The 20,918-nt window shown below is 65.3% G+C and carries 20 protein-coding genes and 1 pseudogene; 16 read left to right on the top strand and 5 right to left on the bottom strand.

Annotation, left to right across the window (positions count from 1 at the left end):
- The first annotated feature begins 53 nt into the window (after positions 1–53).
- From GYH26_RS12540 to GYH26_RS12515, 6 genes are all read left to right on the top strand, one after another.
- Positions 54–1,808, top strand: coding sequence for a hypothetical protein (locus tag GYH26_RS12540; RefSeq protein WP_161541940.1), 1,755 nt, complete (start codon positions 54–56; stop codon positions 1,806–1,808).
- On the top strand, positions 1,762–2,646 hold the full coding sequence (gene prmA, locus GYH26_RS12535) for a 50S ribosomal protein L11 methyltransferase (RefSeq protein WP_161541939.1): 885 nt from the start codon (positions 1,762–1,764) through the stop codon (positions 2,644–2,646). Before GYH26_RS12540 ends, prmA begins: the two co-directional genes overlap by 47 nt.
- A 4-nt stretch (positions 2,647–2,650) precedes the next feature.
- A complete protein-coding gene (locus tag GYH26_RS12530) occupies positions 2,651–3,565 on the top strand; it encodes a diol dehydratase reactivase ATPase-like domain-containing protein (protein WP_161541938.1) in 915 nt (304 codons plus the stop codon).
- A 69-nt stretch (positions 3,566–3,634) separates the two neighbouring features.
- Positions 3,635–4,738, top strand: a complete 1,104-nt coding sequence (locus tag GYH26_RS12525; RefSeq protein WP_161541937.1) for an Mrp/NBP35 family ATP-binding protein — start codon at positions 3,635–3,637, stop codon at positions 4,736–4,738.
- A gap of 62 nt (positions 4,739–4,800) precedes the next feature.
- Complete coding sequence (locus tag GYH26_RS12520; protein WP_012844813.1) at positions 4,801–5,091, top strand: NifU family protein; 291 nt, start codon at positions 4,801–4,803, stop codon at positions 5,089–5,091.
- Positions 5,092–5,391: 300 nt separating this feature from the next.
- Positions 5,392–5,778, top strand: coding sequence for an LA_3696 family protein (locus GYH26_RS12515; protein WP_161541936.1), 387 nt, complete (start codon positions 5,392–5,394; stop codon positions 5,776–5,778).
- 12 nt (positions 5,779–5,790) lie between these two features.
- On the opposite strand, the gene GYH26_RS12510 is transcribed toward GYH26_RS12515, so the two are convergent.
- The 3 genes from GYH26_RS12510 to GYH26_RS12500 are packed head-to-tail and all read right to left on the bottom strand — an operon-like array spanning position 5,791 to position 8,401.
- Positions 5,791–6,561 (bottom strand): SIR2 family NAD-dependent protein deacylase, encoded by a 771-nt coding sequence (locus GYH26_RS12510; RefSeq protein ID WP_161541935.1) that lies wholly within the window; start codon positions 6,559–6,561, stop codon positions 5,791–5,793.
- Positions 6,558–7,523, bottom strand: coding sequence for a hypothetical protein (locus tag GYH26_RS12505; RefSeq protein ID WP_161541934.1), 966 nt, complete (start codon positions 7,521–7,523; stop codon positions 6,558–6,560). Before GYH26_RS12505 ends, GYH26_RS12510 begins: the two co-directional genes overlap by 4 nt.
- Complete coding sequence (locus tag GYH26_RS12500; protein WP_161541933.1) at positions 7,523–8,401, bottom strand: DUF58 domain-containing protein; 879 nt, start codon at positions 8,399–8,401, stop codon at positions 7,523–7,525. Before GYH26_RS12500 ends, GYH26_RS12505 begins: the two co-directional genes overlap by 1 nt.
- Positions 8,402–8,561: 160 nt before the next feature.
- On the opposite strand from GYH26_RS12500, the gene GYH26_RS12495 reads away from it, so the two are divergent.
- The 10 genes and pseudogenes from GYH26_RS12495 (at position 8,562) to GYH26_RS12455 (ending at position 18,584) form a co-directional block, all read left to right on the top strand.
- A complete protein-coding gene (locus GYH26_RS12495) occupies positions 8,562–9,281 on the top strand; it encodes a class I SAM-dependent methyltransferase (RefSeq protein ID WP_161541932.1) in 720 nt (239 codons plus the stop codon).
- A gap of 219 nt (positions 9,282–9,500) precedes the next feature.
- Complete coding sequence (locus tag GYH26_RS12490; RefSeq protein ID WP_161541931.1) at positions 9,501–9,653, top strand: hypothetical protein; 153 nt, start codon at positions 9,501–9,503, stop codon at positions 9,651–9,653.
- On the top strand, positions 9,653–10,204 hold the full coding sequence (locus GYH26_RS15095) for a hypothetical protein (RefSeq protein WP_197738532.1): 552 nt from the start codon (positions 9,653–9,655) through the stop codon (positions 10,202–10,204). The genes GYH26_RS12490 and GYH26_RS15095 overlap by 1 nt, the downstream gene beginning before the upstream one ends.
- A 62-nt stretch (positions 10,205–10,266) precedes the next feature.
- Positions 10,267–10,485: pseudogene (locus GYH26_RS15745) on the top strand (right-handed parallel beta-helix repeat-containing protein); the annotation flags it as partial.
- A 36-nt stretch (positions 10,486–10,521) separates the two neighbouring features.
- Positions 10,522–11,232 (top strand): T9SS type A sorting domain-containing protein, encoded by a 711-nt coding sequence (locus GYH26_RS12480; protein WP_242006417.1) that lies wholly within the window; start codon positions 10,522–10,524, stop codon positions 11,230–11,232.
- A gap of 450 nt (positions 11,233–11,682) precedes the next feature.
- Positions 11,683–12,606, top strand: coding sequence for a hypothetical protein (locus GYH26_RS12475; RefSeq protein WP_161541929.1), 924 nt, complete (start codon positions 11,683–11,685; stop codon positions 12,604–12,606).
- Positions 12,607–12,660: 54 nt separating this feature from the next.
- Positions 12,661–13,641, top strand: coding sequence for a FecR family protein (locus GYH26_RS12470; protein WP_206751731.1), 981 nt, complete (start codon positions 12,661–12,663; stop codon positions 13,639–13,641).
- A gap of 22 nt (positions 13,642–13,663) precedes the next feature.
- Positions 13,664–16,255 (top strand): TonB-dependent receptor, encoded by a 2,592-nt coding sequence (locus GYH26_RS12465; protein WP_161541927.1) that lies wholly within the window; start codon positions 13,664–13,666, stop codon positions 16,253–16,255.
- Between the two features lie 338 nt (positions 16,256–16,593).
- Positions 16,594–17,148: a YfiR family protein gene (locus tag GYH26_RS12460; RefSeq protein ID WP_161541926.1), complete on the top strand. Its 555-nt coding sequence runs from the start codon at positions 16,594–16,596 to the stop codon at positions 17,146–17,148.
- Positions 17,145–18,584, top strand: a complete 1,440-nt coding sequence (locus GYH26_RS12455; protein WP_161541925.1) for an ATP-binding protein — start codon at positions 17,145–17,147, stop codon at positions 18,582–18,584. The genes GYH26_RS12460 and GYH26_RS12455 overlap by 4 nt, the downstream gene beginning before the upstream one ends.
- Here the strand turns inward: GYH26_RS12455 and ruvA are convergent.
- The gene (ruvA, locus tag GYH26_RS12450; RefSeq protein WP_161541924.1) at positions 18,581–19,183 is read right to left on the bottom strand and encodes a Holliday junction branch migration protein RuvA; all 603 of its coding nucleotides are present in this window, start codon (positions 19,181–19,183) and stop codon (positions 18,581–18,583) included. The two genes, GYH26_RS12455 and ruvA, sit on opposite strands and share 4 nt — an antisense overlap.
- A complete protein-coding gene (locus GYH26_RS12445) occupies positions 19,180–20,895 on the bottom strand; it encodes an NAD+ synthase (RefSeq protein ID WP_161541923.1) in 1,716 nt (571 codons plus the stop codon). The genes ruvA and GYH26_RS12445 overlap by 4 nt, the downstream gene beginning before the upstream one ends.
- Between the last annotated feature and the right edge of the window lie 23 nt (positions 20,896–20,918).

Raw genomic sequence — 20,918 nt, 5'->3', positions numbered from 1 at the left:
ACTTTTGGCCGACGGTGCGCGTACGCCCGATCCCGAACCGGTGAGGCCCTGCCATGTCGCGAACCACGTTTATCCGCTGGCAGCTTGTCGTGCTGGTGTTGCTGGCGTTGCTGGTGGGCCTGCGTGCCTGCCAGCGACGGGCGCATCCGGCCGGCGAGGTCGTCGTGTTTGCCGACATGGCGCCGGGTGCCCTGTACCACCGCGTGCTGGTGGTCGCGCGTCCGGTCCGGTTGGTGCTGGAAGGCGTCGGGGCCCGATCGGGCGAAGGGCAAGAAGCGGCACCGGCCGCCTATGGCTGGCTGCTGCGCACGGCCGATCGGCACGTCGTCTGGCAGATGCAACCGCCGCCCGGCACCGAGTCGCTGCGCTTCCGGGTGCGCGATACGCTTCGCCTGGCACCCGGCCGCTACGATGTCTTTTTCACCACGCAGGGCGACGTGTCACGCCGCACCGGTTTCTGGGCCTGGCTCTCGCCCGAAGCGCCCTGGGCACGCAGTCGTCGCGACTGGACGCTGCGCTTTCAGGTGCTGGACGACGTGGCCGCGCTTCGACTGGAAGACGATCGGCCACTGCCTCCCGGCGGACCGGCGCTGCTCTGGACCGCCGCGCCCATGCCTTCGGCCATGGCCCGCATGGTGCTGCTGGAGGTGCAGGCCCCCACGCGCGTCCGCCTTTATGCGGTGGGCGAGTTCGATCCGGAGCCGGCCGACTACGGATGGATCGAGCAGCTTCCTGAAGGCCGGCGCGTCTGGGAGATGACCTACGCGCAGACCCGCCCGGCCGGTGGCTGGCACGGCAACCGACAGGTGCTGGACACGCTGACGCTGGCGCCCGGCCTCTATCGCGCCTGGTTTCAGACCGACGACGCCCACGCCTTCGGCAACTGGCGCTTCAACCCACCGCTCGATCCGGCCGCCTGGGGGCTGACGCTCTGGCGGATGCATCCGGAAGACACAAGCGTGGCCCTTTTCGATCCCTGGGAGCGGCTGCAGCCTGTCCTGCAACTGACGGCCGTCGGCAACGATGAAAATCGCCGCGCCGACTTCGTCGCGGCCGACAGCGTGTCAGTCCTGCTCTATGCACTGGGCGAGCTGGGCACCCGCAATCGCCGCTACGACTATGCCTGGCTGACCGACAGCACGGGCGCCGTGGTCTGGGAAATGCGCCGCAGCCACTCGGTCCCGGCCGGCGGCCATCCCAACAACCGCCTGGAAATTGCCGCGCTCGTGCTCGGGCCCGGCCGCTACACGCTGCACTACCGCACGGACGACTCCCATGCCTACGGCGACTGGCGCAACGGACAACCCGAGCACCCCGAGCGCTGGGGCGTGACGCTCTTCGTGCTTGCGCCCGGTCCGGAGGCACTGCACCTGTTGGACGAGGCGGCCCCGCCGACTTCCGAAAGCCCGCCGACCACGACCGTCGCGCCGCTGCCTGCCGGTCGGGTGCTCGTCGATCTGACCCGCGTCGGCAACAACGAACATCGCGTTCAGGCGTTTACTTTAGACCGGCCCACGCGGCTGCGCATCCGGGCGGTGGGCGAACTGTCGATCAGCGGACGGTACGATTACGGCTGGATCGAACGCACCGGCACGGGCGAGGTCGTCTGGGAGATGACCTGGGAACACACACGCCCGGCCGGTGGTGATGCGCGTAACCGGCTGGCCGACACGACGCTGACGCTGCCGCCCGGCTCCTACACGGCGCATTTTCGGACCGATTTTTCGCATGCCTATGGACAGTTCGAATATCCGGCACCCGATGAACCCGAAGCCTGGGGACTCCGGATTGAGCGTCTCAATCAGTGAACCGACGATCGAGGTGGTGCTGCCCGTGCCCGAGGCGCTCCACGATCCGCTGGTCATTCAGCTCGACGCGCTGGGTTTCGAGGCCTTCTGGGAGGAACCCGATCGTCTGAAAGCCTACATGCCGGCCTCCCAGTGGCGGGCGGCCGTCCGGGAAGCCGTGCGTGACCTGCTGCGTCGTCAGGGACTGCCCGACGAGATCGAGGTGCGCACGATCGAGCCGGAAAACTGGAACGCCCGCTGGGAGTCGCAGCTGCAGCCCATCGCGGTCGGACCGTTTCTGATCAAGCCGAGCTGGCATGCCGTGCCCGAGGCCTACGCCACGCACATCGTGCTGGAGATCGATCCGAAAATGAGCTTCGGCACCGGCTACCACGAAAGTACGCGTCTGCTGCTGCAGATGCTGCCCGACTGCGTGGAGCCGGGCGCCCGGGTGCTCGACGCCGGCACCGGAACGGGCATTCTGACCATTGCCGCGCTGAAGCTGGGGGCCGGCTCGGCCATTGCGTTCGACATCGACCCCTGGGCGGCCGAAAATGCGCAGGAAAACTTCGCCCGCAACGGCGTGGCCGACCGCGTCGAGTTCCGACAGGGATCCATCGAGGTGGTGCCCGAGCGCGACTTCGATCTGATTCTCGCCAACATTCACCGGCGCGTGCTCTGCGAGTTGCTGCCGGCTTTTCGGGAAAAGGTGCGTCCCACCGGCTACGTGCTGCTCTCAGGGCTGCTGCGCGAGGAGCGCGAGCTGATGCTGGAGACGGCGGCCGCGCACGATCTGGAGCCCATCCACGAGGCGACGGAGAACGCCTGGTGGGCCGTCATGCTGAAACGAACGGTCTGAAACCGTGCGGCTGGCCGCGATCGACCTGGGCACCAATACGGCCCTGCTGCTCATCGCCGAGGTGGCCGACGGGCGGCTGCAACCCCGCTACGAGGCCGAGCGGTTCGTGCGGTTGGGAGAAGGACTGGAGCGTACCGGCACGATCGGTCCGGCCGCGCTGGAGCGACTCCACCGCACGCTGGAAGCCTATCGCGACGCGCTCCGGGCGCATGCCGTCGAAGCCTGCATCGTGGCGGCTACCAGTGCCACGCGCGAAGCCCGCAACGCGCAGGCTGTGGCCGAAGTGGTGCGCGAAGTGCTGGGCGTCGAGCTCGAAGTGATCTCCGGCGACGAGGAAGCCCGGTGGAGCCTGGCCGGTGCGCTGGCCGCCCCCGGCCTGCCCGAAGGGCCCTGCCTGGCCGTGGACATCGGCGGCGGCTCGACCGAGCTGGTGGCGGGCACGCGTCGGCCTGACGGTACCGTCGCCATTACGTTTGCCCGGAGCCTGCCGCTCGGCACGGTGCGCCTGACCGAGCGCTGTTTTTCGGAAATGCCCCCACCGCTTGAGGCCGTTGCCGAGGCGCAGCGCCAGATCCGGAAAGTGCTGGCCGAAATCATTCCGCCGTCGGCACCGGTGCTGGTGGGGGTAGCCGGTACCTGCGTGTCGCTGGCCGCGCTGGAGGCGCGCCGCTTCCCGCTTCCGGCGCCGGTTGCGCTGACGCGTGCCGCCGTAGCCGCCTGGCGCGACCGATTGCTGCAGATGCCGACCGATGCCGTGCGGGCGCTCTGGCCCGAACTGCTGGCCGGCCGGGCCGATGTGCTCCCGATGGGCGCGCTGTTGTTGCACGAAGTCATGGCCTGGGGCGGCTGGCAGGTCTGCCACGTCAGCCCCTTCGGACTGCGGCACGGACTGATCCTTCGCCATCTGGCCCGCCGCTGAAATGGAACAATTCGGGCAGGCTGCGGTCCCAACTCGCGCCACCCTGAACAAGCCAGAACCCTCAGCGCCATGCCCACCCCTCAGGAAGTGCTGCGTGTGCTCGCGCGCGTCGTCGAGCCGGAGCGCGGCCGCGACATCGTGCGGCTCAAGATGGTGCGCAACCTGCGTGTGGAAGACGGACGCGTTTCGTTTACGCTGGTCTTCAACCGGCCTGATACCGACTTCGCCCGGCAGGCGCCCGAGCAGTGCCGGAAGCTGCTGCAGGAAGCCTTCGGACCGGAACTGGCGGTGCAGATCGACACCGACGCCGAAATGATCGGCCTGGAGGTGCAGGGCGGCGGCCCCATGCCGTCGGTGCAACCCGAAGGCGTGCTGAACTTCATCGCGGTGGCCTCCGGCAAGGGCGGCGTGGGCAAAAGCACGGTGGCCGTCAACCTGGCCGTGGCGCTGGCGCAGCAGGGCTACGTCGTGGGCCTGCTCGACGCCGACATCTACGGGCCGTCGGTGCCCACCATGTTCGGCGTGCGCGACGAAAAGCCGCGCGTCAACGAGCAGCGCAAGATCGTGCCGCTGGTGCGGCACAACGTGCGCCTGCTCTCGATGGGCTTCATCGTCGATCCCGAACAGGCCGTCATCTGGCGCGGTCCCATGGTGGCCAAGGCGCTGCGCCAGTTTCTGGGCGAAGCCGACTGGGGTGAGCTCGACTACCTGATCCTCGACCTGCCGCCGGGTACGGGCGACGTGCCGCTGACCATCGTCCAGTCCATCGCACTGACCGGCGCCGTCATCGTCTCGACCCCGCAGCCGGTGGCACTGGCCGACGCCCGCAAGGGCGTGGCCATGTTCCACAACGTGCAGGTGCCCGTGCTGGGTATCGTCGAAAACATGGCCTATTTCTCACCGCCGGATCTGCCCGACCGCAAATACTACATCTTCGGGCGTGGGGGCGCCCGTCGGCTGGCCGAGGAACTGGACGTGCCCTTCCTGGGCGAAATCCCCATCGAAGAAGCCGTGCGCGAGGGCGGCGACCTCGGCAAGCCGATCGTGCTGGCCGAGCCCGAAAGCGCCTCGGCCAGGGCATTCTACCGGCTGGCCGAGCAGGTGGTCGAACAGGTCAACCTGCGCAACGCCGAGCAGCCCCCGACGCAGCGGGTCGAGATCCTCTATCGCTAAACCGGCAACAATTCGTCGGCTAAGGGGTTTTTCTGAAAGCAGCAGACGCAACTGTGCGCATCATGGCCGATACGAAAACCACCCACACGACCGGACCGCTGGCGCCCGACGACCCGGAACTCCATCGCCGCATCGAAGAAGCGCTCGACATGATCCGCCCCTATCTGATGACCGACGGCGGATCGGTGCGGCTGCTGAACGTGACCGAAGACTACGTGGTCGAGCTGGAATTGCTGGGCGCCTGCGGCACCTGTCCCATGAGCCTGATGACGCTTCGCGCCGGGATCGAACAGGTGCTCAAGCGGGCCGTTCCCGAGATCACCCGCGTCGAAGCCGTTCAGGCGACCAGTTGAACCATGGCGCTGCCTTGAACGAAGGCCCTGGCGTTGGTCAGGGCTTTTTTTGTTCTGCGAGGTGATTGCTGATAAGGGATCGCTGAACTGGTGCCTGAGGATGCCACACCCCGTGTGGCGGACGTGATCCGGCGGGTATGATCGGGCGGACACAGGGGTCCGCCCCTACGTCAAGGATCTGTAGGGGCGCACCGTCGTGTGCGCCCGTGCTTGCTCACATGCGCTATTGAGAAAGTAGATGAGGAACTTTCCTGAAAATACGTGAATTTCCTCTGAAGCGGCATTTTCCACTCCGGGCTTATGGCGATTCTGACCGTTCCGAAAGTTCTGCGTGAGAAGCTTGGCGACGATGGCGTCGAGGCGCTCATCGCGCTTTTGAACGAAGCAGCCCATCACGAGCGGGACAACCTGCTGGGCATTCTGGAAGAACGCTTTGAGCGGCGGGTGACCGAGGAGGGCGCCCGACTGGATAAACGAATTGCGGAGGAAGTGGCTCGGCTGGAGGTATTGCTGGCCGAGACAGAAAAACGGTTGGATCACCGCATCACCGAAGAGGTCGCTCGCCTGGAGGTGAAGTTGAGCACCCAGATGGCCGGGATGCGCGCCGACCTGATTCGGTGGATGTTTATCTTCTGGGTGGGTCAGCTCGGCACGCTTCTCGCCATTCTTTTCGCCTTTTTCAGATGAGCCGGGGCGGCGTCAGCCGGCGTCGCGTGCCTGGCGGACGGCTTCGACGAGCGCGGGCAGAATCTCGCCGGCCTTGCCCAGCAGTAGCGCATCCATTTCGTCCGCGATGGCGCTCGGCTGCAGGTTGATTTCGGCCACGTAGGCGCCGGCCCGCTTCGCTTCGAGCGGGAGCCCGGCGGCCGGATAAACCACGGCGCTGGTGCCGACGCTCAGAAACACCTCGGCTCGTTCGCAGGCAGCGTAGGCTTCGGCCAGAGCTTCTTCCGGGAGCATTTCGCCGAACCAGACCACATCCGGCCGGATCAGCCCGCCGCAGGTCGGACAACGGGCAGGCTTACCTTCGGCGGCCGCTTCCAGATCCACTTCGTCGGCCGGGCGGCCGCAGTCGATGCAGTAGCTGCGCAGCAGGTTGCCGTGCAGCTCCACGACGTGCTGGCTACCGGCCCGGCGGTGCAGGTTGTCCACGTTCTGTGTGATGAGCGTGAAGTCCGGCACCATGCGTTCCAGTTCCACCAGCGCATAATGCCCCGGGTTGGGCTGTACTTCGCGGACGAGCCTGCGGCGGTAGGCGTACCAGCGCTGCACGAGATCGGGGTTGCGCAGGAAAGCCTGCACGTTGGCCAGTTCCTCGGGTCGAAAGCGTTCCCAGAGGCCGCCGGGGTCGCGGAATGTCGGCACACCGCTTTCGGCGCTGATGCCCGCACCCGTCAGCACGGCCACCGAACGCGCCCGCGCCAGCCGTTCGATCAGTTCTGGAGGGAAGGCGAAGGTTTCTTTACTCATGACTTTCCGGATCGGACTGCGTGCATGGGTGAACCGTCCGACGGGGTCGAAGTGCCGACCCGGACGCTCAGTTCCAGCCGTTCGATCAGGGTGCGGGTGACGGCCAGCACCTGGCGGTTGTACTCGGGCGGATAGGTGCGACCGGCGAATTTGACCAGATCAGCCGCTTCGAGCACCTGTCGGATCGGCACGGCCAGCCCGGCCACGTGCCGGGAGGGATACCGCTCGAGGTGAGCGATGAGTTCGCGCGTGGTCAGGTGGCGGGCCGGAAGCGCCAGGCGATCTTCCAGATAGCCGCGCAGCACGTCGGCCAGCGCCACATAGAAAGGCTTGACGGGCGTCTGTGCGGCCAGCGGCTCCAGCGCGGCCAGTTGTTCCAGGGCCACCCGGTAGGGATCGGGACGGGGCGCCGGGGGCGGTGGGGGCGGAACGACCGAACGTCGTCGCCGCAGCCAGAGGTAGGCGGCCAGCCCGAGCAACAGCGCCAGCAGGGCGGTACCCGCCAGCCAGGGCCACCGGGCGGCCGGAAACTCCACGAGCGGGGCCAGGTCGCGAATGTCTTCGGCGTCCGGCGGGACGATGGACCGGACGGCCACCCGGAGCGGCGGTGTGGTCAGCCGGTACCGTTCGGTCTCGGTGTGGAGCACGAGTGGCAGCGGCGGCACCCGTGCCGAGTCGAGCGCGAACGTGGTGACCACGTAGACGATGCTGTCGCGCAGGCGGCCGCCGCCAAGCGGGCGGCTGTAGCGCAGCGGCCCTTCGAGCACGTACAGGTCGCCCAGCAGGCTGTCGGTGGGCACTTCCAGTCGGGCGGTGGCGGGACGTTCGACGTGCAGCGTCAGCGTGAAGTGTTCGCCGACGGCCACCGTGTCGGCCGACAGGTAGGCTTCGGGCGGCGTCTGGCCGCGTGCGGCCGCGGCCGAGCCCAGCAGAAGCAGCAGTCCGAGCAGCAGGTGGCGCATCAGCGACGGCGGTTGCGGCGGTGGAAAAAGGCCAGCAGCGGTTCCACGTAGTCGGCGTCGGTGCGCAGGCACACGTGGTCGATCTGCAGGCGGCGGAAGCAGGCCTCCAGTTCGGCCTGTCGGCGGCGGGCCTGCTCGGCCAGGTGTGCGCGCACGCGGGCGCTGCGCGTGTCGATCCAGCGGCGTCGGCCGGTCTCGGCATCGACGAGTTCGACCAGCCCCACGGCGGGCCAGGTCTGCTCGACGGGGTCCTGGAGCTGGAGTGCCACCACGTCGTGGCGCCGGGCCAGGGCCCGCAGCGGCCGCTCGAAGTCCGGCATGTCCAGAAAGTCGCTCAGGAGCAGGATGATGGCGCGGCGGTGCAGCACGCGCATCAGGTAGTCGAGCGCCACGCGCAGGTCCGTGCGCGTCGAGCCGGGGCGGCAGGCGTAGAGGTCGCGCACGAGCCGGAGCACGTGCCGACGTCCCTTGCGCGGTGGCACGAACGCTTCGATCCGGTCCGAAAACAGCAGCAATCCCACGCGGTCGTGGTTGCGCAGCGCGCTGAAGCCGAGCACGGCGCAGATCTCGGCGGCCAGCTCGCGCTTCGTGCGGCCGCGCACGCCGAAGCCCTGCGAGCCCGACACATCGACCACGAGCAGCAGCGTCTGCTCCCGTTCTTCTTCGAACAGCTTCACGTAGGGCGCGCCCATGCGGGCCGAGACGTTCCAGTCGATCGTGCGCACGTCGTCGCCGATCTGGTAGGGCCGCACTTCGGCAAAGGTGATCCCCTGTCCTTTGAAGGCCGTGTGGTATTCGCCGCCGAAGAGGCTGTCGACCAGCCCGCGCGTGCGCACCTCCAGCCGCCGGATCTTCTGAAACAGCTCGCGGGGAATCATACCCGGGGTTCTGTTTTGCCAGAGGCAACGCCCCGCCCGCCGTCCTGTTCACGGGCCGCGATGATGAGCATGGCCGGAAAATGTCGATCCCTTTGCCGTTGCGTGGAAAGCCGTCTTCGAAAGACCGTATCTTTCATAGACGGACGAAACGCCAGGGACTATGCGAAAAAACGACCGGCAGCGCTGGCAGCTTGCCCAGCGTTACGAACGAGACTGGTGGCAGCACGTTGCTGACAGGACGGATCTGCGTTATTACAGGACCTATGCCGAGGATCTGATCAGGAGAATCGCGCCTTTTTTTACGATACAACAGGATACGCGTATCCTGGAGGTAGGTAGTGGGGCTGCAGGCATTGTCACCCACCTGCCTTCCGGCTATCGACACGCCATAGATCCGCTGGAAGATTTCTTCAGGTCCGTTGAGAAGTTCAGAAAGTACCGGGATCCGCAGGTTGTGTATCACAGGGGTATGGGCGAAGCGTTACCCTTCGAGAGCGAAAGCTTCGATCTGGTGATCATGGACAATGTGCTGGATCATTGCCAGGATCCGGTTCAGGTTATCGCAGAAATCCATCGGGTGCTGGTTCCGGGAGGTTGCTTCTATTTCAGACAGAATATCTATCATCGCTGGGGAAAATTCGTGCGGTTCTGGATTGAGCTTCTGCGAATCGACAAAGGGCATCCCTATACGTTTTCCCTGCGCGATATACACACGCTTGTGGGACGTGCGGGCTTCGAGGTGTTGCTTTGCGAGCGGCGAGGCTACTGGACCGCATGGAAACGGGACCTTTCTTCAAGGCGCCTGAAGGATAAAGCGAAGGCATTGTTGCTGATCAGTCGGGACGTCGTCACGTTGTTTTTGCAAAAGCGGGTGCCGTAGGCATACGGTCTGAAGCAATGCCGTTGCAGGCGGCGATGCTTGCGTTGCCGGACGATCGCCGATATATTCCGAAAGTACCCCGGGGTGTGCCTCTGCGGTTGTGAGGAACGGGGCCCGTCTGGAAAACTGGCACTTCCCGGAAGCAGGTGCTGATCGGTTGCGGAGTGGTCCTTTTGTTTCCTGATGGGTTCACCAATCGATAGGGCAGTCATAGTACGCATGCTACGAGGTCTGGCCACCGGGCTGATGGTGGCATTGCTTTTGGGCACGAGCGCCCAGGCGCAGCGGATCATCTACGTGAAAAAAGACGCGACGGGGGCCAACGATGGGAGTTCCTGGGCCGATGCCCGTGTTTTCTGCCACTTCTGTTGATGAAGCGATGGACCAACAATGGCAGTTCCTGGGCCGATGCCTGCACGTCGCTCCAGGATGCGCTGGCGGCGGCGCAGGCAGGCGATGAAATCTGGGTGGCGGCGGGGGTGTACTACCCCGACGAGGGCACCGGGCTGACGGACAACGACCGGACGCTGTCGTTCCGGATGAAAAGGGGCGTGGCCATTTATGGCGGCTTCGCCGGCACCGAAACCGACCGCTCCCAGCGCGACTGGGAAGCCAACCCGACGGTGCTGAGCGGAGATCTGGATCAGAATGATGTCGATTCGGATGGGGATGGAATTCCTGATGTGCTGCGGGGAAATAATGCCTATCATGTGGTGGTGGCTGAAAATGTTGATTCGACCGCTGTGCTGGATGGATTTATCATCCGGCAGGGGCTGGCAAATGGTAGTGATACAGCAGACAGGGGAGGAGGGGTGTATATCAGCTATGGAAGCCCAGCGTTGACACATGTTACCATCGCAAATAACTCTGCTGATCGTGGTGGTGGTGTGTACAATTCTTATGGCGCTGTGACACGGATGTGACCATCTCGAATAACTCTGCTGCTGATGGTGGTGGTGTGAGCAATTATTATGGCGCTGTGACGATGACGGATGTGACCATCTCAAATAATTCTGCTACTTATGGTGGTGGTGTGAACAATTATGAAGGCGCTGTGACGATGACGAATGTTACCATCTCGAATAACTCTGCTACTTATGATGGTGGTGGTATGTACAATTATTCTTCAAATAATGTCAAGCTTATCAACGTTTTGTTCTTTCAGAATCGTGCAACAAGCAAGGGAGGCGGCATTTATAACAAAGACAGTAGTCCGTTGGACTGGCACAATGTTTCCATCGTGGCAAACGAAGCCTCGGAGGGCGGTGGCTATTACAGCGAAGGGTTGAGTTACCCGACCTTCAAAAACAGTCTGTTTGCCGGCAATTCCGGCGGGGATTGTGTGGGGACGATCGATCCTGCTTCTCCATACAACCTGATTCAGGATCCTTCCAATACCTGCGGCCTGCAGGACGGGCAGAACGGTAACATCATAGGGCGTGATGCGCGTCTGGTGGTGACGGACGACTCGACGGGTATTTACCGGCTTATTGCCGACAGCCCGGCGCTGGATGCGGGAGACGACAGTGTGTGTCCGACCGAGGACCTTCGGGGGGTGGCGCGGCCGCAGGACGGCGACGAAGACGGCGCGGCCCGGTGCGACATCGGCGCGCTGGAGATGCAACCGGGCGAAGTGGTTCCGGTTGCGGTTTCTTCTGCAGAACCCGTTCCGCTGAGTTTCTACGGTCCATATCCCAACCCGGTGCGTGCGGGCGTCGTGGAGCTGCTGCTGGACCTTCCGGCTTCGTCGCAGGTGGCGGTGGAGGTGTACGATATGCTGGGGCGGCTGGTGCGGCGCGTGCCGCGCTCGCGGCTGGAAGCAGGACGGGCACGGTGCCTGCAACTGGAAGTGGACGACCTGGCCGCCGGCATGTACGTGTACCGGGTGCTGGTAGCGTCGCCCGGCGGTACGCACGAGGTGTTCACGGGCCGGTTGGTCCGGGTGCGCTGAGGTAGGCGATCCATAGAGGGCGTCAACCCGTGGCGGTCGGTCGTTCGGCGGCCGCCACGGGTTGTTTTTTTGCGTGCGGCCTTCCGGCAATCGGGAGCGAGCAAGCGCGCTTCGAACACAACCGCCCGTTCCGCGCTGGATGGCCACAGCACCATCATGCATGATGGCGCCACCCCATGGAGCGGACATGAGCCGACGGGTGCGACGGGGCGGACACCGCGGGCTGCCCGCCGTGGTGAGGACGTGGCCGTTTGCCCGGCGTAATGATGCACGGGCTGGCGCAGTTTCTGGCGGGCGCTTCCGGGGTTCGGGCGACACGTCGCATAAGCGCTCTGGATTTTTGGGGATTCGGATGGGGGTAGCGGTCGTCTTTCGTGTACAGGAAGTAGCCGGCCGACAGCAGGCCGGCCTGTCGTACCATCCGAATCACCAGACCACAGGAGGTGTGCGATGAAGCGGTTCTATCACGGTGGACTGACGTTGCTGCTGGCCCTTTCGCTGGCAGCCTGCGACGCGCTGCAGAGCGGCAACGAGACGGCGCTCAGCGAAGAAGATGCGCAAGCCGTGGCCGAAATCGTAGCGCAGTCGCTGGCCGATCAGAGCGACGGCATGATGACCGACCTGTACGACGCCACGGCCACGTTCGACCAGAACGGCATGTACTACCTGACGGGCAGCGTCGCCTCGAAAAATGGCGACGAGGTCCAGAACCCGCGCTACTGGCGCGGCATGCGGCGGGGCTTCCGCGTCGATTACGACTCGACGACGGGTACGCACACGATTTACTTCATCCATGAAGTGTCCCGCCCCAACTTCCAGAAGTCCATCGAAGCGCTGCTGAAGTACGTCTTCAAGGACAGCGAGGGGCAGTTCATCGCCCATCCGCGGGCCGAACGTGAACGGATCGCCTCGATCGAGTTCGAGGGCTTCCGCAAAGGTTCGGTGGCCCATCGGACGCCTTCGGGCAACGAACGGAGTTCGTCGTTCGAGCGTCGGGCCACCTGGCACGTCGAGGGCCTGGAGGCCGAAAGCGACACGATCACCTTCGAGGGTGAGCAGCAGATGGAGGGCGCCCGGCATTTCGTGAACGACAAAGGGCAGGAAGTGGAGATGGAATTCCGGGCACACCTGGTGACCGACGGGCCGGTTTACATCCTCAAGCCGTCGGCGACCGATTCGCTGGAGCATCTGACCTACGGCACGCTGGCCTACGAAGTACGGATGGTCAAGCGCACGGGCGACAAAGAGGTGGTGCATGAGGTGGAAGGCACCATCGAGATGAACGGCGACGGTTCGGCTCTGGTGCGCTTCTACGGCATTCCGCAGACCTACCGCATCTTCCTGGGTACCGGTGACGTGAAGCGGGATTCGTAAGAAAAACCGGGCGGGGCGTCCACCGGGCACCCCGACCTTGTATCTTTACCGATGATGAAGCGACCGTCCCATAGCGACCGTGACGAAGCGCTGGCCCGGCGGATCGGGCAGCTCCGGGAGGAAGGGCGTCCGCTGGCGTCCGACCCGGAACTGGCCGACGATCCGCTGGGCCGGGCGCTGCTGGCGCTGGCCGACGAGGCGGCCCCGGCCGTGCCGCCGGAGCGAAGCGAGCGGATCTGGCAGGGGATCGCGGCGCGGATGCATCGGCAGGCGGCCAACCGGGCACCGCAGCGCAGACCGCAGGTTCGCCGCCTGTACTGGCGTCGGGCGCTGGTCGTGGCGGTGGTGCTGCTGGCGGCCGGTCTGGGCTGGTGGCTGTATGAGGAAAAAGAAAGCGTGCCCGTGCTGGTGGCTTCGGCCGGGACCATGTCGGAGGTGTACACGGCTCCGGACGGCTCGCAGATCACGTTGCGGCCGCATTCGCAGCTCTACCGGCTGGCCGCTTCGGAAACCGTCCTGCGCTACCGTCTGGAGGGCGAGGCGTTCTTCGATGTGGTGCACCGGCCGGAGCGGCAGTTTCAGGTGGAGGCCGGAGCGGTCCGCGTTACGGTGCTGGGCACGCGTTTCGACGTGCGTACCTGGGACGGGGTGGAGGTTTTTCTGGAGACAGGACGGCTCCGGATAGAAGGGCCGCGCGGCCAGCAGCAGGTGCTCACCGACGGCCAGCGCAGCCGCCTGACGGCCGACGGACACCTGACGCCGCCGGAGCCGGCTCCGGCCGAAACCTACCTGGACTGGTTGCAGGGGCGGCTGACCTTTGTGCAGGAGCCGGCCGCGCAGGTGGCCGTCGAGCTGGCGCATCACTTCGGCGTACGGCTCACGCTGCCGGAACCCTACGCGTCGCAGACGCTCAGCGGCACGCTGACGCTCGACAGCCTGCCGCAGGTATTGCAGGATCTGGGACGGGTGCTGGGCGGTCGCTTCGTCGAGGTCGCGCCGAAGCACTACCGGTTCGAAGCCGATGCGGGGCGGTAGGATCGCGTGCCGAATGATCCTCATGGTCAGTCTGCTGGGCCTGGCGGGGGCGGTCCGGGCCCAGCCGGTCGTTTATCAGGAAGTGCCACTCCGCCAGGTGCTCGACGACGTGGCCCGGCGCAGCGGCTATCAGGTGCTCTATCGTGACGCGCTCGTCGAAGGGCGCACCGTCACGCTGCAGACGACCGAAGCCCATCTCATCGAAGCACTCACGCGCGAGCTGGCCCGGCAGGGGCTTGTCCTGGAGGCCGACACGGCGCGGCGCCAGCTTCTATTGCTGGAAGCCCCCTCGCGCAACGTCTCGATCGAGGGGCAGGTGCGCGATGCGGCGACCGGGCTGCCGCTGCCCTACGCGACAATTTCCTGGTGGGCGAACGGTCGGCTGTGGGGCACTATGGCCGATGCCGAAGGGCGGTTTGTCGCGACGGTAGCACTGCCGGCCGCATGCGATACGCTGACGCTGACCGCCTCGTACGTGGGCTACGAATCGCAAACCGTTGTGCTGGCCGTGCGCGAAACATCCCGCCCGCTGACGCTCACGCTCGCGCCCCGGACCGAGGCGCTCCCCGCCGTGCTCATCGTGGGAAGCGCCGCCTGGCTCGACGGGATCGATACCACCTGGCAGCGGCTGGTGCAACCCGCACGGTTCGCGCCGTTCGGCGAGCGCGGCGTGCTCCGGGCGCTCCAGGCGCTGCCGGCCGTCGGACTGGCCATCGGGCTCGATGGGTTGACCGTGCGGGGCAGCCAGACCGACGGCTTCCAGGTGCTGCTCGACGGCGTGCCCGTCTACCATCCTTCGCATCTGTTTGGCCTGTTCGACGCGTTCAACCCGGACGCCCTCCAGGCGGTCGGCTTTTTCTACGACGTGGCGCCGGCCACCTACGCGGCCCCGCCCGGCGGAACGCTTGCCTTCGTGACGCGCAGCGGCAGCTACCAGCGCCCTCAGAGCGTGGCCGGCGTGAGCAACGTGGCCGGGCGTCTGCTGGTAGAAGGACCGCTGGGCCGCTCGGGAAGCTGGCTGCTGGCCGGACGCCGCTCGCTGCTCGATGCACTCGGCTGGCCCGGCAACGACCGACTCGTGGCGTTCGGGCTCGACGTGGCACGCCCCACCGGACCCCTTCCCCCGAACGTGGCCGATCTGGAGGCCCGTCTGCTGGAGCTGGGCCCCTCGGCCGCTACGTTTTACGATCTGCACGGCAAGCTTCGGCTCGAAGGCGGGCCGGTGCGCCTGACGCTGAGCGGCTACCTGGGCGGGGACGATGCCCGCCAGCAGGCCCAGCGCCTGATGCCGCGCTGGGATGCGCGCCCCTCCGATTTTGAATGGATGGACGTCGAAACCCGGCAGCGCTGGACCAACCGCACGGCCAGCGCCCGGCTCACCTACCGAATGGGCGCGGCGTTGCACCTGGAGACGCTGCTGGCAACCACCGCCTACGAGAGCCGCTACACGAAAGACGACTTCCTGTACGCCTTCACCGGGGGCGGCCTTCAGAAGCTGTTTCGGCGGCTGGCGCCGTTCGCTTACACGAACGCCCTGACCGAGTGGCGCTGGGAGCAGGCCTTACAGGTGGCGCAAGAGGCCGGTTACTGGACGCTGGGCTACACGCTACAGCATCTGGATCTTTCGTACGAAGAACATTCGGCCGTTCGGTCTCGTCCCTTCGCGGAAAAGCAGCGGGCGGTCCAGACGGACGCCTTTCTGCAGTACGAAGGACGCACAGGTGCCCTGTTGAAGGTGCTGGCCGGACTCCGGCTCCATGCCTTCTCGACGGGGCCGTACGTCCGCCTTTCGCCTCGACTTCAGCTGACGCTGCACCCCGAAGGCCAGTGGTCGGCCGGCGTCGGCTTCAGCCGGAACTATCAGTTTCTGCACCACCTGGCCTTCGAAAACATGAACAGCACGGGCATCTGGCTGCTGACCGGGCGGAACCAGCCGCCGACCGTGGTGGACAACGTGAGCGCAGGCGTGCAGCTCCGGCCGGGACGCACGCGTCTGCAGCTTGACGCTTACGCCCGTCGCTTTGCGAACGTATGGCAGCACGAGGTCGTGGCGCCTTTCTTCCTGATCACGCGCGACCCCGAAACGACGACGCCCTGGCTTACCGGCGCGCGCAGCCGGGCCTACGGGCTGGAGATGCTGCTGGATCAGCCGCTCGGGGCGTTCCGGGCCACGCTGGCCTATGCGCTGAGCCGGGTCGACCTGGCCCACGACGCGCTGAACGGCGGCGCCTGGTATCCGGCCCCCTGGGACCGGCGCCATCAGCTTCGGACTTATCTGGACGTGCCGCTCTGGCCGGGCAGCGCGCTTACGGTGGCCTGGTTTTCTGCATCCGGTCCACCCAACACCGAGCACTACACAGACCTGAATCAACCGGAGCGGCTGGGGCCCTACCATCGCATGGACCTGACGCTGACGAGCCGCTCTCGGATGCCCGTCGTTACGGCCGAGCTACGGCTGGGCCTGTTCAACCTGTTCGATCGCGCCAATCCCTGGTATCGCGCGCCCGTGCTCGTGCTGGTCGGCGAGCGTCTGCCCCGGCGTTTCGCCTTCGCGCCGGTCGACGTGTACGACCTGGGCCGTCAGGCTTCGTTCGAGCTGGTGCTGCATTTCTGAAGGGCGCGCAGGTCTTTCAAGAATGGTTTCAGGGAGCACGCGCAACTGGGGCGATCACAGACGTGTAAGCCCGGGGGAAAACGCGCTTGTAGTCCGGCACGGAGCGAAGCGAAGTGCCGAACGGGAAGCGCCACTTCGGCTGGCGCCTTCGTGGCTTACTACAAACGCATTCGTGCTTGTGGTCAGGCATGCAGCAAAGCGTAGGTTTACCAGATCACTTCTTCTCTTACCGGACAGGTTCTGCACAAATTTCAGCAGGATTCCCGATAATTTTAATCGAAAGCCTTTCCAGCCGATACCCCTTTAGCAGTCTGTTTGAACAATGTGCCGGCTGAACGATGCGTCTTCAACCGGGTGGCCGTCTGCTGGGTGTGCTATTGCTGCTGGTGGCAGGCTTCACAGGAATCGGAACGGATCAGTCGATACCGGCGGAAAAAGCCCGGGTCAAGGTAACATTCCTTTATCATTTTGCCCAGTTCAGCTCCTGGCCGGAAGAGGTTCTGGGCGATGCGGCGACGCCCATCCGGCTGTGCATTCTGGGGAAAGACCCGTTCGGAAGTGCGCTGGAGCAGCTGCAGGGCAAAACCGTCCACAACCGACCGCTGGAAATCCGCCATCTGCCTGCCGGCGCTTCGGCTCGAGGGTGTCATCTCGTGTTTATGGGGCCGATGCCGAAGCAGGTCCTGCAGACTTTGCTGAAGCAGCTGCAAAATCAACCGGTGTTGACGGTCGGGGAAGGAGAGGATTTCCTGAAGCAGGGCGGCATGGTGCGGTTGGTGGAAGAGAAAAACCGAATTCAGTTTGAAATCAACATCACGGCGGCCCGCCGGGCAGGCCTGCAACTGAGTGCCCGTCTGCTCCGGCTGGCCCGAATCTACGAGGAAGCAGGATGAAGCTCGTAGATCGTTGTTCGCTCAAGGCACAGCTCCTTCTGATCGTGCTCTGGACCTGCACGGTCATCCTGCTGCTGAACGGGGTGCTGTTTGCCTTCTACGATCTGGCCCAGTTCCGGCGCGAGAAAGCGCGTGAGCTGGAGGTGCTGGGGCGGGTGCTGGCCGAACACAGCGTGGCACCGCTGGTCTTTCAGGATGCGCGGGCAGCCATCGAGACGCTGGCAGGCGTGCGCAGCATCCCCGCTGTGCAGTTCGCCGCGCTGTACACGGCCGACGGGCGGCTGTTTGCCTGGTACCTCGGCGGCCTTCCCGCGACGGCGCTACCTGCACGGCTCCCGACGTCCGGCAGCGACCGGGAAACGCTACGCCACGTAGAGCCGGTGCACTGGGAAGGCCAGACGCAGGGCTACGTGTACCTGCAGGCTCGCCTGCTGGGCTGGCAGGATCGCATGGTGCGTTATGCCTCCGTCGGCGGTAGCGTGATCCTGCTGTCGCTGGGCATCAGCATGATCCTGGTGGCGCTGCTGCAGCGCCGGATCACGCGCCCGCTGGACCATCTGCGCCGGGTGGCCCGCTCGGTGGCCGAAACGCACGACTACTCGGTGCGCGTGCCGGTCGAAGGTCCCGTGGAACTGCGGGAGCTGGCCGCAACCTTCAACGAAATGCTGACGCGCGTGCAGGAACATCAGGCCGTGCTGGTGGCCGCCAAGGAGGCTGCCGAGGAGATGGCCCGCCTGAAGAGTACTTTTCTGGCGAACATGAACCATGAGATCCGCACGCCGCTGGCCGGCATTCTGGGCTACGCGCAGATCCTGGAAGAGGAACTGAAAGATCCGATGCACCGCGAGATGGCCCAGGTCATCAAGCAGAGCGGGCAGCGGCTGCTCGACACGCTAGACGCACTGCTCTACATGTCGTGCCTGGAAGCCGGTACCGTGCGCGTGCGGCATCAGGACCTGGATGTGGTGGCCGCCACACGGGCGGTGGTCGACGAACTGGCGCCGCTGGCCCGCGACAAAAAGCTGGAACTCACGGTGCAGAGCAGCGAGCCCGCATTGATCGCCTGCGTGGACGAAGGGCTCTGGGAGCGATTGGTCAAGAACCTGGTGCACAATGCGATCAAGTTCACCGAAGAAGGCAGCGTGACCGTGCTGCTCGAAGGCGACGCGGAGACCGTGCAGCTCCAGGTGGCCGACACGGGGATCGGCATTCCGGAAGAGTTGCAGTCGGTCATCTTCGAGGAGTTCAAGCAGGCATCCAGCGGGCTGGGGCTGACCATCGTGCAGCGCATCGTGCGCATGTTGAACGGACAGATCTATGTGGAAAGCCAGCCGGGCATCGGCAGCATCTTTACCGTGATCATCCCGCGGTGCCGGTCCGAGGCGGCCGCAACCCGTGCCACCACGAACGGCATGTCGCAGCACCAGCAGGCTTAGCCGCCGTGCTCGCGCAGGGCCAGGCGGATGAGTTCTTCGGCCGACTGAATGCCCGGATGCTCCCGGAGCACTTTGCGCAGGCTGCGCTCGGCGGCCGCACGGGGCAGGCCCAGCGCCTCCAGCGCCGCCAGTGCGTCGGCGCGGGCCTGCGCACGCACATCGTCCACGCCCGCAGGCGTCAGTTCGGCCAGATCCAGCAGTGCCAGCCGGTCGCGTAGTTCCACGATCAGCCGCTCGGCCAGTCGTTGGCCCACGCCGGGGATGCGCTTCAGCGTCTGCACGTCGCCCGTGGTGACCGCTTCGTGAATCTGTGCCGGCGACAACGCCGACAGGGCCGCCAGCGCCAGCCGGGGTCCGACGCCCGACACGCCCAGCAGCACCTCGAACAGCGCGCGCTCGGCCTCGGTCGCAAACCCGAACAGCAGCACGGCATCTTCCCGCACGTAGTAGTGCGTCAGCAGGTGCACCGGAGCGCCGACCTCCGGCAGCACTTCGTAGGTGGACGTGGGAATCAGAAGCCGGTAGCCCAGGCCGTGGACGTCTACCACCACCTCGGTCAGCTTTTTGGCGGCCAGCTTGCCCGACACGTAGGCAATCATGACGCGCGCTCCGAATGGGTTTGCAGGGCCGCCGTGTGGTTGCGGCGCACCTCTTCGAGCACGGCCCGATTCCAGCGCATGACGATAGGCAGGCGGCGCCCGATGCCGAAAGCCTTGCCCGTTACGCGCAGACCCGGTGGCGTCTGACGTCGCTTGTACTCGTTGCGGTCCACGCGGCGCAGGATGTCGGCCACCAGCGCCCGGTCGAACCCGGTGGCCGCCACGATTTCGTCCACTTCCTCCCGGCGTTCGATGTAACGCTGCAGGATCACGTCCAGCACTTCGTAGGGCGGCAGTGAGTCGGTGTCTTTCTGGCCCGGACGCAGCTCGGCCGAAGGCGGCTTGGTCAGGATGCGCTCGGGGATGACGTAGCGACCCGCTCGGGCGTTGATGTAACGGGCCAGGCGGTAGACCTGCGTCTTGTAGACGTCGGCCAGCACGGCCAGCCCGCCGTTCGTGTCGCCATAAAGTGTCACGTAGCCGACGGCCATTTCACTTTTGTTGCCCGTCGAGAGCAGCAGATAGCGGAACTTGTTCGACAGCGCCATGAGCGTGACGCCACGCACACGCGCCTGGATGTTCTCCTCCGTCACGTCTTCCGGCAGGTCGTCGAAGACCGGACGTAGCATTTCCCGAAAGGCATCGACGGCCGGCATGATCGGAATGATGTGAAACGTGATGCCCAGGTTTTCGGCGAGCTGGCGGGCGTCTTCGACCGATTCGGGCGAGGAGTACTTTGAGGGCATGGCCACGCCGACGACCCGTTCCGGTCCCAGCGCGGCAACGGCCAGTGCACAGACCACGGCCGAATCGATCCCGCCGGAAAGTCCGAGCACCACCTTCTCGAAAGCGCCGGTTTTGTAGAAGTAATCCCGGATGCCCAGCACCAGTGCGTCGTGCAGGTCTTCGATCTCGGTGTGCCGGTGTACGTAGGGGGCATAGTGCGCTTCGGTGTCCCAGATCAGCAGTGCCTCCTGAAACGACGGAGCGCACAGCAGAATGGAACCGTCCGGCGCATGGACCCGGCTGTCGCCGTCGAAGATCAGCTCGGTGTTGGCGCCCACCTGGTTCACATAGATGAACGGGACGCCGTGTTCGCGGCAGATGCCCTCGATAATCCGGCTGCGCTCGTCGTGCTTGCCCAGCGAGAAGGGAGATGCGCTGATGTTGACGAACAGATCGACGCCCTGAGCCGCCAGCTCGTCGATCGGGTTTTCGTCGTAGAGATGGTAGGGCGCCCAGTCCTCGTTATTCCACATGTCCTCGCAGATGTGCAGCCCGATGCGCAGGCCGCGCCACGCGACGACCGGCTGGGGCGGACCGGGCTCGAAGTAGCGGTATTCGTCGAATACGTCGTAGGTAGGCAGCAGCCGCTTCGGGACGCGGGCCACGATGCGTCCGCCCTCCAGCAGCAGGGCCGCGTTGAAGAGTCGCTTGCCCACCGGGCTTTCGTTGCGGATCGGTGCACCCAGAATCACGCCCAGCTCGCGGGGTACTTCCAGCGCAATGGTTTCGACTGTATGGGCAACGGCTTCGATAAAGGCGGGCATGTCAAGAAGGTCCTGTGGTGGATAGCCCGCCACACACATTTCTGGGAAGATGACCAGTTCGGCGCCCTGGCGATAGGCCTGGTGCGCGAAGTCGACGATCTTGCGGCGGTTGCCCTGCAGGTCTCCGACGATCGGATTGATCTGCGCCAGTGCGATTTTCATGGGCGCCTGCGCTCGGGTTGCGG

Origin of the sequence: Rhodothermus marinus, assembly GCF_009936275.1 — a bacterium.
GTDB lineage: Bacteria > Bacteroidota > Rhodothermia > Rhodothermales > Rhodothermaceae > Rhodothermus > Rhodothermus marinus_A.
This window is presented reverse-complemented; position numbering and strand designations above follow the sequence as displayed.